The organism is Vibrio sp. 99-8-1, from assembly GCF_013114595.1.
Lineage (GTDB): Bacteria > Pseudomonadota > Gammaproteobacteria > Enterobacterales > Vibrionaceae > Vibrio.
The window spans coordinates 1-15,397 of the sequence record NZ_VTXE01000058.1 but is presented as its reverse complement, the minus strand read 5'-3'; the positions used below and the strand labels follow the sequence as shown (position 1 = coordinate 15,397).

General features: G+C 33.0%; 14 protein-coding genes and 1 pseudogene. All 15 read left to right on the top strand.

The window, feature by feature from the left end; all coding sequences use genetic code 11:
* Window positions 1-332: 332 nt before the first annotated feature.
* Window positions 333-1,400, top strand: coding sequence for a dTDP-glucose 4,6-dehydratase (gene rfbB, locus F0227_RS21280; RefSeq protein WP_171755261.1), 1,068 nt, complete (start codon window positions 333-335; stop codon window positions 1,398-1,400).
* Window positions 1,400-2,266: a glucose-1-phosphate thymidylyltransferase RfbA gene (gene rfbA, locus F0227_RS21275; RefSeq protein ID WP_171755260.1), complete on the top strand. Its 867-nt coding sequence runs from the start codon at window positions 1,400-1,402 to the stop codon at window positions 2,264-2,266. Before rfbB ends, rfbA begins: the two co-directional genes overlap by 1 nt.
* Window positions 2,267-2,274: 8 nt before the next feature.
* Window positions 2,275-3,150, top strand: coding sequence for a dTDP-4-dehydrorhamnose reductase (gene rfbD, locus F0227_RS21270; RefSeq protein WP_171755259.1), 876 nt, complete (start codon window positions 2,275-2,277; stop codon window positions 3,148-3,150).
* A 1-nt stretch (window position 3,151) separates the two neighbouring features.
* The gene (gene rfbC, locus F0227_RS21265) at window positions 3,152-3,703 is read left to right on the top strand and encodes a dTDP-4-dehydrorhamnose 3,5-epimerase (RefSeq protein WP_171755262.1); all 552 of its coding nucleotides are present in this window, start codon (window positions 3,152-3,154) and stop codon (window positions 3,701-3,703) included.
* Window positions 3,704-3,759: 56 nt separating this feature from the next.
* Window positions 3,760-5,367: an aldolase catalytic domain-containing protein gene (locus F0227_RS21260; protein ID WP_171755258.1), complete on the top strand. Its 1,608-nt coding sequence runs from the start codon at window positions 3,760-3,762 to the stop codon at window positions 5,365-5,367.
* Window positions 5,351-6,007 carry an HAD family hydrolase gene (locus F0227_RS21255; protein WP_171755257.1) on the top strand — a complete coding sequence of 219 codons (657 nt, stop codon included), beginning with the start codon at window positions 5,351-5,353 and terminating at the stop codon, window positions 6,005-6,007. Before F0227_RS21260 ends, F0227_RS21255 begins: the two co-directional genes overlap by 17 nt.
* The gene (locus tag F0227_RS21250; RefSeq protein ID WP_171755256.1) at window positions 6,004-6,705 is read left to right on the top strand and encodes an acylneuraminate cytidylyltransferase family protein; all 702 of its coding nucleotides are present in this window, start codon (window positions 6,004-6,006) and stop codon (window positions 6,703-6,705) included. Before F0227_RS21255 ends, F0227_RS21250 begins: the two co-directional genes overlap by 4 nt.
* 25 nt (window positions 6,706-6,730) lie before the next feature.
* On the top strand, window positions 6,731-7,426 hold the full coding sequence (locus tag F0227_RS21245; protein ID WP_171755255.1) for a class I SAM-dependent methyltransferase: 696 nt from the start codon (window positions 6,731-6,733) through the stop codon (window positions 7,424-7,426).
* Window positions 7,427-7,437: 11 nt separating this feature from the next.
* Window positions 7,438-8,643, top strand: a complete 1,206-nt coding sequence (locus tag F0227_RS21240; RefSeq protein WP_171755254.1) for an ATP-grasp domain-containing protein — start codon at window positions 7,438-7,440, stop codon at window positions 8,641-8,643.
* Window positions 8,636-9,775, top strand: coding sequence for a pyridoxal phosphate-dependent aminotransferase (locus tag F0227_RS21235; RefSeq protein WP_171755253.1), 1,140 nt, complete (start codon window positions 8,636-8,638; stop codon window positions 9,773-9,775). Before F0227_RS21240 ends, F0227_RS21235 begins: the two co-directional genes overlap by 8 nt.
* Window positions 9,768-10,898: a dTDP-4-amino-4,6-dideoxygalactose transaminase gene (gene rffA, locus F0227_RS21230; protein WP_171755252.1), complete on the top strand. Its 1,131-nt coding sequence runs from the start codon at window positions 9,768-9,770 to the stop codon at window positions 10,896-10,898. Before F0227_RS21235 ends, rffA begins: the two co-directional genes overlap by 8 nt.
* A gap of 2 nt (window positions 10,899-10,900) precedes the next feature.
* The gene (locus tag F0227_RS22105; RefSeq protein WP_171755251.1) at window positions 10,901-12,679 is read left to right on the top strand and encodes an ABC transporter ATP-binding protein; all 1,779 of its coding nucleotides are present in this window, start codon (window positions 10,901-10,903) and stop codon (window positions 12,677-12,679) included.
* Entirely contained in the window at window positions 12,669-13,679 is a 1,011-nt protein-coding gene (locus F0227_RS21220) for a sulfotransferase (RefSeq protein ID WP_171755250.1), read from the top strand. Before F0227_RS22105 ends, F0227_RS21220 begins: the two co-directional genes overlap by 11 nt.
* A gap of 6 nt (window positions 13,680-13,685) precedes the next feature.
* On the top strand, window positions 13,686-14,945 hold the full coding sequence (locus F0227_RS21215; RefSeq protein WP_171755249.1) for a hypothetical protein: 1,260 nt from the start codon (window positions 13,686-13,688) through the stop codon (window positions 14,943-14,945).
* 223 nt (window positions 14,946-15,168) lie between these two features.
* Window positions 15,169-15,297 (top strand): annotated as a pseudogene (locus F0227_RS21210) (transposase); the annotation flags it as partial.
* Between the last annotated feature and the right edge of the window lie 100 nt (window positions 15,298-15,397).

The window sequence follows — 15,397 nt, the reverse complement described above, 5'->3', positions numbered from 1 at the left end:
GCGATTCTGTATAGCGTGACTTTTTCATCATCTTTCTCCGTTTTACTTAGTTTAAACGGAAGAACTCTAAATCGGAATACACCTATTTTAGGGGATGGTTACAAGCTAATCTAAATTAAAGACTTGATTCAATATTCACTATAATTGTTAGTCCTAGCTTGATTATAATTTATTATGAAAAACACATTGAACAGGAGCTCGATTACAGACTTGCTTTACTGTATAATAACGCAAAAATTTCGCATTAAGATTTCATCATTTGATTGATATTAACTCTCTTATTTTGCGTAAAGCTTCAAGAACAATATTGATAGGTGTCTAGGGAATACGATATGAAAATAATAGTTACTGGTGGAGCTGGTTTTATTGGCTCTGCAGTTGTGCGTCACATTATTCAAAATACTAAAAATGAAGTAATTAATTTGGATAAGTTGACTTATGCGGGTAACTTGGAATCTTTGTCTAAAATTGAAAGTAACCCGCGTTATTTCTTTGAAAGAAAAGATATTTGTGATGCTATAGAAATGAGGCGTATTTTTTCAAAATATCAGCCAGATGCAGTAATGCATTTAGCTGCAGAGTCTCATGTGGATCGTTCAATTGATGGACCTGCTGCATTTATTGAGACCAATATCCTTGGTACCTATACATTGCTTGAAGCTGCTCGGGAGTATTGGAAAGAACTTAGTGATAAACGCAAAGCTAATTTTCGTTTTCTTCATATTTCTACTGACGAAGTTTTTGGCGATCTTGAAGATTCTGATGATTTGTTTACTGAATATACATCTTATACACCATCGAGCCCATACTCTGCTTCAAAAGCATCTAGTGATCACTTAACCCGTGCTTGGTGTCGCACTTATGGATTGCCAACTATTGTAACTAATTGTTCCAATAACTACGGGCCTTATCATTTCCCAGAAAAGCTTGTTCCATTAATGATTCTTAACGCGTTGAACGGTAAATTGCTTCCAATTTATGGTGATGGGATGCAAATTCGTGATTGGTTATTTGTTGAAGATCATGCTCGAGCGTTATATAAGGTTGTGACTGAGGGGAATATTGGTGAAACTTATAATATAGGTGGTAGCAATGAAAAAACCAACATTGAAGTAGTGGAAACAATTTGTACTTTGCTGGAAGAATTAGTTCCGATTAAACCGCAAGGTGTCACTTACTATCAAGATCTTATTATTTATGTAAAAGACCGACCAGGACATGATAATCGTTATGCGATTGATGCGAGTAAAATTCAACGTGAACTAGGATGGAGCCCTGAAGAGACATTTGAAACAGGAATAAGGAAAACAGTTGAGTGGTATCTAAACAATCGAATTTGGTGGGAGCGAGTGCTTGATGGTTCATATAGTACGGAACGTCTAGGTGTGGGAAGTGAGTGATGAAAGGTATTGTTCTAGCTGGTGGCTCAGGTACTCGTTTATATCCGTTGACTCGAGGTGTATCGAAACAACTATTGCCGATTTATGATAAACCAATGATTTTTTATCCGATTTCAACGTTAATGTTGGCGGGTATCAAAGATATATTGATAATTACTACTCCTGAAGATAGTGTTAGTTTTAAACGTTTGCTTGGAGACGGCAGTGATTTTGGTATAAACCTTAGGTATGCGATTCAGCCTAATCCTGATGGTTTAGCTCAGGCGTTTATTATTGGTGAAAAATTTATTGGTAACGACAGTGTTTGCTTGGTATTGGGCGATAATATTTTTTATGGTCAAGCATTTAGTAAGATGCTTAAAAAGGCTGTTAAACGAAATTGTGGTGCGACTGTTTTTGGATATCAGGTGAAAGACCCTGAACGTTTTGGTGTGGTAGAGTTTGACGCTAACATGAAAGCTATTTCAATTGAAGAGAAGCCTGCAAAACCTAAGTCGAACTATGCAGTAACAGGCCTTTACTTTTACGATAATCGAGTAGTGGAGCTTGCTAAAAAAATAAAGCCATCTGCACGGGGAGAACTCGAAATTACCTCTATCAATGAAAAATACCTCCAAGATGGCTCATTGAATGTTGAATTATTGGGGCGTGGTTTTGCTTGGTTGGATACAGGGACTCATGAAAGTCTTCATGAGGCATCTTCTTTTGTACAAACCATCCAACATGTTCAAGGGCTAAAAATAGCGTGTTTAGAAGAAATTGCATGGAGAAATGGATGGTTGACAAATGATGGAGTTTTTAAACGTGCACAACCTATGTTAAAGAATGATTACGGAACTTATTTGTTATCTTTGATAGCGCTTTAGGAGAGGTTATGAATGTTCTTATTACAGGAGTTGATGGCCAAGTTGGTCAAATATTGGCACGGAGAATGCCAGAAAAAATTAATTTTATTGGGCTTACTCGTGAACAGCTGGATATTACTAATGAAAAAGCCGTAGAAAATGTCTTTGAACGGTTTAAGCCTAATATTGTTGTAAATGCAGCGGCTTATACCAAAGTAGAGGAAGCTGAATTGAATTCAGTACAGGCGATGGAAATCAATAGTACGGGACCTAGTTTATTAGCTCAGCAAGCTGAAAAGCATAAGTCTGTGTTAATACATTTGTCTACTGACTATGTATTTGATGGTAATAGCGATTTACCATATATAGAGCATGATATAGCAATTCCGTTAAATATTTATGGCAAGAGTAAACTGGCTGGAGAGGTAGCGATTGCCAACACTTGTACGAAATATCTTATTATTCGAACTTCTTGGATATTCAGTGAATGTGGTTGTAATTTTATTAAAACAATGCTTCGTTTAGCAATGGAAACTGACGTTATAAAAGTAGTTGATGACCAATTTGGCGGTCCGACTTATGCAGGTGATATTGCCGATACTATTATAAAACTAATCCAGAATTTAGAAGTTGATATCGATATTCAATGGGGAGTTTATCACTACAGTGGATATCCATTTGTCAGTTGGTACGAATTTGCGTGCAGTTTATTTGAGGTTACAGCTAAATCAAGTTTGAGTCTAAAGGAACCTAAATTGGTTCCAGTGGCGAGTAGTGAGTACAAGTTTAAAGCAAAAAGACCAAAAAATTCTAAGTTAAATTGTTCAAAAATATATCAAGAGTTTTTCATTGAGCCGTGTGACTGGAAGAAAGCCCTCAAAATGATTGAAAAATATAGTGATTGAATTGAAAATTACAAGTACAAAAATACCTGAAGTAAAAGTATTAGAACCTCACATATATGGTGATGATCGAGGATTCTTTATCGAGATTTGGAACCAAAAACAGTTTGATGAATATGTAGCCGGTGAAGCTACTGTTTTCGTACAAGATAATCATTCTAAATCTAGAAGGGGGACTTTGCGAGGCCTCCATTATCAAAGTCGGTATCCCCAAGGAAAACTTGTGAGGGTTACTTCTGGAGAAGTGTTCGATGTTGCTGTTGATGTTCGAGCTGATTCTTCGACATTTGGGCAGTGGGTGGGAGTTATATTGTCGCAGACGAATAATAAGCAATTATGGATTCCCAAAGGATTTGCCCACGGTTTCTATGTATTAAGTGAAAGCGCTGAGTTTTTATATAAATGTACTGATTATTATGACCCCAGTTCAGAGGTGTCAATTCGTTGGGATGATCCTACTATTAATATCGAATGGCCAGAAATGAAGTCCAATTTTCCAATCTTATCAAGCAAAGATGAAAGTGGGGTCAAACTATCAGAAGCTCCGCTGCTGTAAAGTTGTTAATATAAATATTTTAGAATTCTTTAGATTTATTGAGGAGACAAACTTAAATGAGAATACTTGATTGTACGCTTCGAGATGGTGGTTATTATAATAACTGGGACTTTGACCAAGAGGTAGTTGATGCGTACTTGAGTGCAGTATGCGATGCTAACATTGACGTTGTTGAATTAGGTTTAAGAAACTTTCCTCAAAAAAAGTTTTTTGGCGCATTTGCATATACGTCAGAAGAACATATTGCCATGTTAGACTTACCTTCGGGGCCTATATATGGAGTAATGGTCGACGCAAAAACAATATTAACTTCTTCTTTTAGTATTTCTGATGCAATTGAAAGACTATTTGTTCCGGCTAGTGAAAGTAAAATTAATTTGGTTCGTGTAGCAGCACATTTTGGTGAAGTTGAAGCTTCCGGAGAAATTGTTAAGAAGTTAAAATCTATGGGTTATATTGTTGGGTTTAATTTAATGCAAGCAGGTGGAAGATCATCTATCTTATTGGAAGAAAAAGCCAAAACTGTTAGTGATTGGGGCGATGTAGATGTTTTATATTTTGCCGACTCTCTTGGTAATATGGGAAGCGAAGAAGTTATTCGAATTACCACGTGTCTTAAAAAACATTGGCATGGAGAAATAGGTATTCATACACACGACAATATGGGTAAAGGATTATCAAATTCAATTACTGCATTAGGAGTGGGTGTCTCTTGGTTAGATTCAACTATTACTGGTATGGGACGTGGGGCAGGTAATACCCAAACTGAAAATTTACTTACACTTTTAGGTGATGATAGATATACCCCAAATATGATTTATGATTTGGCTATTAGATATTTCGAACCATTAAAAAAAATATATGGCTGGGGTAGCAACCTTCTATATTTTTTGGGAGCTAGGCATAATATACATCCTACGTATATTCAGAATTTATTGTCTAATCAGCACTATGGTATAGATGAGGTTATTGGAGCAATAGAATACTTAAGTAATGAAGAGGGGGTTGCTTCATATAGTGGTAAGACCTTTGAATCTGCATTGCAAATTAATAATATCCAAAATAAACCTAGTAGTAGCTCCGATATCTCGAATGTTTTTGACGGTAAGAATATTCTTTTGATTGCTAATGGACTTAGTTGTAAAAAATATAAAGAAGCAATAGAAAAATATATTGAGTTTAATAACCCAATTGTGATTTCACTAAATATTAATGAGTATGTTTGTGAAGAAAATATTGACCTGTACATATTATCTCATAATATTAAGATGTTGTCTGAATTTAAGAAATACGAGAAAGTTAATAAGCCACTTATATTGCCAAAACACAGATTCACGCTTGAGGAAATGAAGGTTATTGAGCATTTAAAAGTGTTTGACATAGGGTTTGATAGCGAATTTTCTCAATTAGGCATTGATAATGGCATTGTTCAATCTTCATTTGACGTTACAGCAGCGTATGCATTAGGAATTATGCTAATGACTAGATTGGACAACATTTACCTTGTAGGTTTTGATGGTTTTGAAAAAGGAGATCCTCGTCAACAAGAAATGCTTGAACTTTTGAACCAATATAACTCTATTGCTAATAGACCAGAGTTAATTTCATTGACTCCTACCTCTTATCCAATTGGAGAAAGTTCAATTTATGCGTTACATTCATGAGTATGAAGTGTTTATTTTTGATTGCGATGGAGTCATATTAGATACAAATGATATGAAGCTAGATGCAATGAGAGTTGCTTTGAATCAAAGTCATATTATCGATAATAAAATCGATGAATGTTTGAGTTACTTTTCCTCCAACTTTGGAAGGTCACGTTTTCATCATATAGAAGTATTTCTTAAGAATATTATTAAAATTAAACAGAGTCGATATGGAGAAAAATATGATGAAATATTGGCTAGATATTCTGAGAAATGCGAGAAGAACTATTTAGCGTCACCTATTTGCGAAGGATTTGTTGAGTTTATCGAAACTATCAAAGGCCATAAGTATGTTGCAAGTGGTTCTGAACAAGTAGAATTAAGAACTACGTTACAAAAAAAAGAATTATCTCGTTATTTTTCAGAGATTTATGGTTCGCCTGAGCGTAAAGAAAATATAGTAAGAAAAATAGTAGAAGTTTATAAAGGTAAAAGAATTGTCTTATTCGGTGACGCTGTTGCCGACTTAGAAGCCGCGTTAGTTAATGGAATAGATTTTATTGCTTGTAAAAACTATTCTAACACACCCATACTTCTTGAGAAATATGCTAAAAAATACCAATTTTTAGAGATTGAAACATTTAGAGACCTGTTATGAATTGTGATAATAATTTTTCTTTTGTTCTTCCCATACGTAGTAGAAGTCAAAGAGTTAAAAAAAAGAATACACGTCAGTTTGCTGGCTTAGACGGTGGGCTTACTAAAATAAAAATAAGTCAAGCGCTTCGTGTGGAATCGATGGTAAGGTTATATGTTACTAGTGATGATGACGAAGCTCTTTCTATTGCTAAAAGTTTTAATGATAGCCGTATTATACTCAATGAAAGACCTATGCATTTATGTCAATCTACGACTGATATTGGTGATTTAATTCGCTTTATTAAGAATTTAGTAGAAGAAGAGAATATTTATTGGATACATTGTACGGCCCCATTTGTTGATGAAAGGTGCTTACAAGAAGCTTGGAATGTGTATTCAGAACAAGTTCTAAATAAGAAGCTATATGATTCATTGATGAGTGTAACAAAAATTCAACAATTTATTTGGTCAAATGAAGAGAGAAGAGTTATAAATAATTCAAGTAAAACTAACCGTTGGCCACAAACTCAGGATTTGGTCCCTCTCTATGAAATTAATCATGCATTTTATATCAATGCGAAATCCAATTATGATGATCGAATTGGAAAAAAGCCATTTTGCTTTGAAATAAAACCCGAAGATTCGATTGATATAGATTGGCCTGAAGATTTTGAATTTGCTCAGAAAATTTGGTTGCAAAAAACATCCAATCAATAATTTAATTTACCGGTAAGTCATTAATATGTTTTCAGAATCTGATAAGTCAAATATTATAGAACGTTACACAAAACGTTTTGAAAAACACGGCCATTCACCTATTAGCCTAGGATGGGATAAAGGAAAACAAATGCTTCGCTATTTAGTTTTGTTAGATAAATTTAAGTTGGAAAACAAAAAAATACTTGATATCGGCTGCGGATTTGGAGATGGCATCAAGGCTATTGAAAAATATACAGATAATTTCACATATTTAGGAATTGATGTTGTCCCATGCCTTATTGATGAAGCTAATAGAAATAATAATCGAGAAAATGTACGATTTCTTTGTAGTGATTTCTTATGTGACTCTTTTGTAGAAGAATTTGATATTATAATCGGATCAGGAATATTTAATTTTAAACTCAAAGATGAACAAAATTATGACTTCATAAGAAAAGTAATTGAAAAATCTTTTAAATTATCCAATGTAGGAATTGCTTTCGATTTTCTTTCTTCAAAAGTGGACTTTAAACTAGAAAATACATTTCACTCTGAACCAACTGAAATTTTAGAATTATTTTATGAGTATTCTAGGAATATATCGTTGGATAACTCCATTATGCCTTTTGAATATACAGTGCATGGATTTATTGATAATTTTTTTGATAAATCTGATACGACTTTTTCTTCGTTCAAAAGTTCTCAGATTTATCAAAATGCTATAAAATTAGAGAAGTAGAGATCATTAAAGTGTTTTGTATAATTGGTGGTGGAGAGTGGCAAGTTCCTATTATTCGGTATGTACAGAAGATGGGATTTAAAATATTGTGTATCAATTTATTTGGAAATACACAATCAGAAAAACTAGCAGATTACTATGAGATTTGCGATATAAGAGATATGAAAAAATGCTTAGAAATCGCTTCATGTTATGCTAAAAAATATAATTTGATTGGTGTTCTTTCTGATCAAAGTGATATTGCAACCCTTACCGTTGCATATGTTTCAAAAGGCTTAGGCTTGAGAGGAATTGGTTACGACACTGCATTATGTTTTTCAGACAAATTTTTAATGAGAGAAGCTTGTGAAGCATTGAATATAGCCAACCCTAAGTATTATCTATTAGATAAGACTCTAAGTACAACTGAACTTTTAAAAGAAGTTCAGTTTCCATTAGTCGTTAAACCTCGAAATAGTCAGTCTAGCCGAGGTGTGAGTATTGTTCAATGTTTAGATGAGTTATATGACAAGGTAGAATCGGCATTTGAATTTTCGTATGGTTATGATGATGTACTTCTTGAAGAGTATATTGAAGGAGTAGAATATACAGTTGAAGGTTTTTCATCTGGAGGAAAGAATCAATCTATTGCATATTCAGTTAAATCACATTACGAAACGAACGCCATGGTAGCTTCCTCTCTTTGCTATCCGGGAGATCTTACAAAAAAAGAGAGAGAGCGATTGTTTCTACTCTCAGAAAGTATAGTAAACTATCTTGGCTTAGAATTTGGAATTACGCATGCTGAATTTATAAAGAAAGGTACTAAATTTTACTTAGTTGAAGTGGCAGCAAGAGGTGGAGGTACAAGAATTTCATCAGATATAGTGCCTGCAATATCTGGTGTAGATATGTATGAACTCTTGTTATCAGAATTTTTACCACATAAAGATGTAAGGCTTCCTCAAAGCTACTATGAGAAATCGAGTGTTATCTTGCAATTTTTAGATTTTGAACCAGGAAAAGTTGTTACTAGAATGGATGCAAATGAGGTCGTACTTATTGATGGAGTAATTGATTTCAACTACTCCTTTGGAATTGGCGAGAAATTATCTCCTATCGAAGATGATCGTTCTAGGCATGCTCACTTAATTTTAAAGGCAGACTCTCGATCAGAGTTAATGGAGAGGTTGAAAGATATTAATCTAACTGTTAAGAGTGCAATGAAATATGAATAGTAATAGAGTAAAAAGCATTGAAGCTGCGAAATCGATAGAAATAAACCAAAGAGTTTATGAAAAACGACGATTAGGGCATAACGTAACCGTTTTATCTTTAGGAGAAGCATACTTTGATATTCCAGATTTCGGATTTGAAACAATAGAGCATGAAGTTGGTTATCATTACTGTGATTCTCAAGGATTACCGGAGTTAAGAAAGAAAATTGTCGATTACTATAACTACAATAACCAGATTGAAACGTTATCATCAAGCAACATATTGATCAGTGCGGGTTCTAAAATTCTAACAATGAATACTATGCTTTCGATATTAGATAAAGGAGATGAAGTCCTTCTTCATGAACCGGCATGGTTGAGTTATGAAGATCAAGCAAAACTTTGCGATGCGAGAGCTACATATATACCTTATGACAAAGAACTTTGTGAGTTTGAGAGTTATTTCACTAAGAAAACTAAGTTAATTGTAATTAATAACCCAAATAATCCTTCTGGAAAAATTTATAATGCGGAACAGTTAAGGTTACTTATATCAATAGCGAAGAGTAGAGAGATCTTTGTACTAGTTGATGAAGCTTATAGTGACTTTGTTTCTCAAGAAGAAGGTTTTAACACTTGTACTTCCTTAATAGAAGAGTTTGACAACTTGTGTGTTGTAAACTCAATGTCAAAAAATTTTGGTATGTCTGGTTGGAGAATTGGTTACGCGGTTTCGAACTCTAAATTTATAAGAACACTGACCGTTCTCAACCAACATACTATTACTTGTGCACCAACGGTATTACAGATTTATTTTTCTAAGTATTTCAAGGAAATATACTATTGTTGCCAAGAACAACTAGCGAAATTAATAGCCAAACGTAGAAAAGTTACAGAAATTTTAATAAATAAAAATATTTTATTTCTTCCTGGAAGTGCAACTTTTTACTTTTTTCTTGATTTAAACCAATCGCTATATACGGGAGATGAGCTGTCTAGATTGTTACTTGAAGAACATGATATCGCTACAGTGCCTGGAAGTTCCTATGGAGAAACTACTTCGAACTTTGTGAGAATTTCTATAGGTACCGAGAACTTAAAAACTATTGAGTTAGCATTAGATGTAATCAGTGAGTATGTAAACAATGGATAAAATTCCTTTTAACTTAGCAATGTCTACAGGAAATGAAACTTCGTATATTGAACAGGCGATTTTGAGTAGAAAGCTTATTGGCGATGGCTATTATTCTAAGCAATGTGAGCATTGGTTCAAAGAGAATATGGGCTTCGAGCATTCATTAATGGTGACTAGTTGTACACATGCGTTAGAAATTGCGGCTATTTTATTGGACATACACCCAGGTGATGAAGTGATTATGCCGAGCTATACTTTTGTTTCTACAGCTAATGCATTTGTACTTCGAGGTGCAAAGGTTATTTTTGTTGATATTGATCCTAAGACTATGAATATAGATGAAGATCTAATTGAATCAGCAATCACTGATAAAACTAAAGCAATTGTTGTAGTCCATTATGCGGGTATTTGCTGTGATATGACGGTGGTTTGTTCGATTGCTAAGAAACATGGTATATATCTGGTTGAAGATGCAGCACAAGCTATGATGTCTACATTTAAAGAAAGTCCTTTGGGGGGAATAGGTGATATTAGTTGTTTTTCTTTTCACGGAACAAAAAATTATACGAGCGGAGGAGAAGGAGGCCTTGTAGTTATTAATAACTACAACTTGATAGATCGGTCTGAAGTAATTAGAGAAAAAGGAACAAATCGAAGAATGTTCTTTAAAGGTAAAGTTGATAAGTATACTTGGGTCGACATAGGTAGTAGCTACTTACCTTCAGAAATTCAATGTGCCTATTTATTGAGCCAACTAGAGTCTGCTTACACTATCAACGAAAAAAGGCTTCAATTGTGGAAACGTTATCAAGATAGTTTTTCTAATTTCAAATTTATAGAAACTCTATCTATTCCTAAAAACATTGAACATAATGCACATATGTTTTTTATTAAATTATCTAGTGAAACCGAACGAGAAAAAATGATGAGCTTCTTGAATGAGCACTTTATAGAATCAGTGTTTCATTACATTCCTCTTCATTCCTCTCCTGCTGGGAAAAAATATGGTTTTTTCCATGGGGATGATAATTATACAACAAAAGAAAGTGAAAGAATTTTAAGGCTTCCTATGTATTATGATCTAACCATAAAGCAAGTCGATTATATTTGTTCTATAGTGAAAAAATATTTTGAGGTATAAATGTGTTTCGACATGTTTTTAAATTATTAGCTAAGCTAGATAAAAAAGACATAATTAGACTTTACTTCAGTATAATCATTTTGACCGTAGTCGCTGTCTTTGAATTAGTAGGGCTTGCATTAATTGCCCCATATGCCACATTAGTTTTTGATACTGATTCTTCGCTAACAAAAAATGAGTACTGGATATCTGTGTACGGTGTGTTTGAAGGAATTGACCACAGTAACTTCGTATTCTATGTAGGATTATTTATAGCTGCATTTGTTTTTTTAGGTAATATATTTTCAATATTTTCTGTTTTTATGGTGAATAAGCTATCATGTTATTTTGGTGCTAGATTATCTGTTTTACTCTTGATGAGTTATTTGGAGAAAAGCTACCTTTTTCATAAAGAAACTAATAGTTCTATTTTGATTAATAATATAACACAACAATGTCAGAGAGTAGTAAATGGTGTATTTATGCCATTAATGATTATGGCTTCTAAGATAATTACAATTCTCTTGATTGGCATTGGTATGTTTTTGTTAGATCCGATTGCCACGATTATATCGACGCTGATACTATTTTTTTTCTATATGACTTTGTTTCTAGTGGTTAAAAATAGGCTTACAAGTATAGGGAAAGCTATTTCGACAATTTATGAAAGTCAGATTAAAGTTTTAACGGAAGCTTTGACCGCTATTAAATTGATTAAATTAAATTCATTAGAAAATCAAAAAATAGATGAGTTAAAATTTTTGGCAGAACAACTCGCAAATAATAATTATCTTAAAACTTCTATTGGTCAATCAATACGCTACATTGTTGAAGGAATATTATTTGGAGTTATAGCAATTGCTTTGGCAATAATTTCACAGTTAGATCAAAGTTTATTACAGATACTTCCTACTTTAGTATTAGTAACCCTTGCTGGTTATAAGCTTTTACCATGCTTTCAAACTATTTTTCATTCACTTGCGACGATTAAATCAGAAGTTAATGCGTTCTTAAAATTTGAGAGTCATTTGAAAAAAGAAGATAATTGTCAATCTAAAGCTGTTCGATTTGAAAAAAGTGTGAATTTCAAGCAGGTTAGCTTTTCATATCCTGATAAATACAAAGTTTTAGATTCTCTATACTTAACTATAAACCAAGGAGAAAAAATTGGTATTGTTGGTAGCTCTGGAGGAGGTAAAAGTACATTCATTGATGTTTTACTTGGACTATTACCTATGGACTCAGGAAGTATACTTATTAATAATAAAACCGTAGTAACTAGAGACACATTTATAGACTGGAAAAACTCTGTTGGTTATGTCCCTCAGGAGATTGTTCTAGTTGATGGTACAATAGCTTCTAACATTGCATTCGGTGAAGATTATATAGATGAAATCAAGATTAACGACCTTTTGGAAATTTGTGGTTTAAATCGATTTGTATTGGGACTAGATAAGGGCATATATACTAAGGTAGGCGAAAGAGGGTTGAAGTTAAGTGGTGGTCAAAGACAAAGAATAGGTATAGCAAGAGCTTTGTATCGTGAGCCTACATTACTTGTTTTAGATGAAGCAACCAGTGCTCTTGATAGCTTAACTGAAAATCAGCTAAATAAATCTATATCCAATTTAAAAGATAAACTAACCCAGGTAGTTATAGCTCATCGTATTTCAACATTACGAGATTGTGATAGAATTTATGTTTTTGGCAAAGGAAATATTTTAGATTTTGGAACTTATGAGGAACTGATGATAGATAGCACATATTTTCAACGTTTAGCCGGTAAAACGAATGATAGTTAATATTGATGGTTGGTTTGGTGGTGGCAAGTCAGTAATTTGGGCTTTATTGGATGACCACTCAAAAATTTTTGTCGACCCTGTCCATAATTATAGCTTTGTCCCTTTTCTAACTGACAGCTTTCATTCTGAGTGGATGTCGTCTAAGAATACTTCTAAATTACGAATTTTACTAAGCCGATCCGAATATTATAAATATGAAAAAATGATGTATGATGGTGTATTGCCAGTTCATTTTAAAGCAGATCATACATTCAATTTAGATTATAAAATTGATTTCTATAAACTCGATCAAAATTATTTCTCTACTTTAATGAATTTGCCTAATTGGTCATATGATTCAATCCTAGGTACATTGTATGATAATGTAGAAACGGAATGGAGTGGTAGCTCTTGTCATAAGCCCATAAAAGTTACTATGGGGAAGGCTGATGCTTATTTAGATTACTGGAATATTCCCGAACGTTTTTCAAATATGAAAACAATATTTGTTAAAAGGGATATTTATAATATTATAGCAACGCGCTCTAATCGTGTTGCTAGGCCAAATGACTTAAGCCAAGATAAGGTTTTTAATTGTGATTTTAGAGTGTTAGTAAACAATGGAGAAGTTGAGAAAATCTGTCATTGTTTTGAAACATATAATCATCTAGAAAATCAGTTCCCGGACAAGTTTCTTGTTATAAATTTTGAAGACTTAATTACTGAAACACGTGAAACAATGAAACGAGTGTGCGTATTTCTTGATATTGATTTTGAAGAGGTTTTACTTAAACCTACAAGAGATGGTGATATCCTGGAAGATAAAGGAATTTCATTTATTAGTAGTGAACATGATAACGCATATGAACTATTGACATATAAAGAACGGAATTTAGTTAAGAGGCATATTAATCAGTTTAGATTTCATCGTAGACCTATGAATATTATGTCAGTGAAGTCATTATTATTGTATATTAACAGCGTTGTTAGGAAATGTGTTAAAAATATAATTAAGGTTTAGAGTAGAATGATTTTAATAGTATATTCTTGGGTCGTTGGCGGCATACAAACTTTTTATTTACGTTTAGCTAAAGAAAGAAGTGTCAAAGGAAAAAAAACAACAATTATATATCTTGGGAAAAATTTGGATTTGAACTTCCTGAGTGAGATTGAAGATTATGCTACTGTACATTGTATTTCAGATTACTTTTGTAATGATATTAAATTTGTTCCTCCCATACTATCTACTTTGTTTCCTAGAAGAAAAAATAAGGTTATTAACTTACTTAGCGAAGTGTCTCAAGTTCATACGTGCTCTTGTATTGAATATTTTGTTGCAAAAAGGCTTGTTGCTAATCTGAAACTTAATGTTAGAGTTACAATCGGCGTATACCATATTAATGAATATGTTTGGAAGGGAAGTAGAGGAGTTAATCCCCCTTTTTTTGAAAAATGTAATCAAGATTATTTTTATAATCGGATTGATAAAAATAATATTATTGTGTTTAATGAGACTGTTCCTAATCGACTTTATGATATGACATCAAAAAATTTAGGGAATGTGAATGTGTTTCCGGTTGGTATCGATATTCCAATCAAAACTGTTTCGATGAAAAAAAAATCAGATAAGACTTTAAAAATTTGTAGTGTTGGACGTTTGGTTGAATTTAAAACTTATAATTATTATATGGTCGAAGTTGTGTATAATCTTAGATTGAATGGGATTAATGTTATTTACGATATATATGGTGAAGGCCCTTCAATGGGTGCTATACAAAAATGTATTGACAATTTCGAGCAGTCTGAAAATATAAATTTAATGGGAAAGATAGAGTATGCAGATTTTAATACTATAGTAAGTAAATATGACCTATTTATTGGTAATGGAACATCAATAATCGAATCTTCTTCTCTGGGTATACCATCTATTATTGGGATAGAAAATGCGAAAAACTCTCAAACATATGGTTTTTTTTCTGATATTGATGGTTATGCCTATAATATAGATGGCCTCTATAAAAAATCAGATACACTAATTTTTATAGAGAAATTACTTGGAATGACGAATGAAGAGTTTAAAGATCTTAGTAAACGACACAAAAGTAAGGCTAAAGAGTTCTCTATCTCTAAATGTTCTAGTAACTTCGATAATTTGCCTGAACCAAAATTAAATCATGAAGAGTTAAGCTACTTTTTATACTTATCTTATCTTATCAGTTTTTTATCTACAAATTTCTTAAGTAAATTTGGGTTGTATCAAGATTATACTTCGAAGTATGAAAGTTAGAATTTGGATATGATAGTAATGTTTTCATATTTGAATTGACTTTTAATAGTTGTAAAAATTATAGTATGTTTTTTATTATGTCTTTACACATTATAGCTATATTGTTACATATCAAGAATAGGGGTAGTATATGAAGAGGTTAAATTTAACCAACTTTTTGGTAAGCCCCCGATTCCCTACACACTAAATAGTTATATAATTAAGCAAACTATGAGGTGTAATCATGAGCGGAAAACGCTACCCCGATGAATTAAAAATTCAAGCTGTTGAACAGGTTACTAAGCATGGCCATACTCTTTCTTCTACCGCTGAACGGTTAGGAGTTAGTTACAAATCTCTTGGTGATTGTGTAACCATCCCCTAAAATAGGTGTATTCCGATTTAGAGTTCTTCCGTTTAAACTAAGTAAAACGGAGAAAGATGATGAAAAAGTCACGCTATACAGAATCGCA